The sequence below is a fragment of the Subtercola boreus genome, from assembly GCF_003399625.1.
Lineage (GTDB): Bacteria > Actinomycetota > Actinomycetes > Actinomycetales > Microbacteriaceae > Subtercola > Subtercola boreus_C.
Genome location: NZ_NBXA01000084.1, coordinates 1 through 1,678, shown reverse-complemented (window position 1 = coordinate 1,678; position 1,678 = coordinate 1). Strand labels below are relative to the sequence as shown.

Annotated in this window: 1 protein-coding gene; it reads right to left on the bottom strand. The window is 62.9% G+C overall.

What is annotated here, in order from left to right; translation table 11 throughout:
- Nucleotides 1–1,532, bottom strand: a 1,532-nt coding sequence (gene istA / locus B7R21_RS19485) for an IS21 family transposase (protein WP_116284912.1), incomplete at its 3' end; no start/stop codon positions are given.
- Between the last annotated feature and the right edge of the window lie 146 nt (nucleotides 1,533–1,678).

Sequence of the window (1,678 nt, the reverse complement as noted above, 5' to 3'; positions counted from 1 at the left end):
AGGCGCCGCTGCGTGAGGCTGATGACTCTTCGCTCGGGCTCACGAGCATCAGCGATCCGAGGACGGCTTGCACCAGGACCACCCCGGGCCTGGTGCAGGCGGGCCTCGACCGCGACGACATCGGCGGTGACCGCGCCAACGGTCAGGGCCGCTCTGATCCCGGCTTCAACGTCGCCAGCGGCCATGCTCCGGTGTAGCAGGAGGACATCGATGAGTGCTTTCGTGCCGCCGGCATCCCCGTCGGTCTTCCGGGCCGCAGCCCAGAATGCGTCGTGCGCTGTAGTAAACGTTCCTGCCTTCCGCGCATGAGCTAGGGCAGTAGACCCGTTCAGTGCACCAGGTTTGTGCTGCAATACCTCTAGGTAGTGATCTAGTTGCACGGATTGTCCGCGGACTGCGACGACTCGGGGGTGTCTGGCGATCTCGGTGCGGCCGTCGAATATCAGTACTTCCGACGCGCGAAGCGATACCCGGACCGGGCGGCCGATCATCCGGGCCGGAACGGAGTACTTCGCCATCCGGACCGTGACCAGGCTGGACCGGTCAACCCGAGGCGTTAGTGACAGCCCCGGGTCGAAACGCTCGAATGGCAGCGGAGCAAGAAGGAGACGTTCGGTAGCGAAGTCCTGCCCGACGGTTCTGATTCGGCTATCGATCCGGCGGGCGTCGTCGGCCTCGTCCCAGGCGATGATCTTCTCGTTCAACTCCGCGAGCGAATCCACCACTGGCATCGGCGACAGGTGGTTCCGGCGGAATCGTCCCACGTCACCCTCGATACCACCCTTCTCGTGAGCACCATCAATCCCGGGTAGGCAGTAGAACGGGTCGAAGCCGTAATGGGAGTGAAACAGCAACCACCGTGGGTTCTCCGTGCGTCGCCTGCCCGTGCCGAAGATCACTGTCGTGACCGCGTCGGTGAGGTTGTCGTACTTGATCTGCTTCGTGGGGATCCCACCGAGCGTTTCGAACGCAGCGATATGGCCTTCGAGGAACGCTTCCTGCCCTGAAGTCGGATACACCCGGTGCACTGCTTTACCGGAGTGACACAGCCGGAACGCGAACAATTGACACTTCGTTTTCGCTCCGGCCAAGATCACATAAACGTCACCGAAATCGACCTCCGCCTCAGCCCCAGGCGCGTGTTCCTGAGGGACGAACGCATCACCCAACCGGCCGGCGTCCGTGTTGATCTGTGCTCGACGGAGCCGGACATAGTTCCGCACCGTCGAGTACGACAACTCTGTTGCCCCGTGCTCGTCCGCGAGCCGGGCGAAGACCCGCCGGGCTGTGTGTCGTTGCTTCTTCGGCGCCGTCAAATCATCGGTTAGCATCCGGTCGATGATCGCCTTGAACACGTCAAGACGTGGCGCCGACCGGACCCGCGGCTTTTTCGCTGGCGGCTCCGCCTGCCGCAACGCTTGACGCACCGTTTCCCGGCCCACACTATGCCGGCGCGCGAGCTCCCTGATCGAGAGCCCCTCCACCCTCTCGTCACGCCGGATCTGCGCGAACTTTTCCACCCGTAACTCCATCCCGAACCTCCACCCTCAGCAACAAATAACACGTTGCGATAACGGTGGAGGTGGGCCTGGCTTAGATTGCCCCGACACCCCGCAAAACGCCGAGGTGGTCTCCGCTTAGATTGCCCGAGTGGTCCTGGCTAACGTTGCCAGAGACA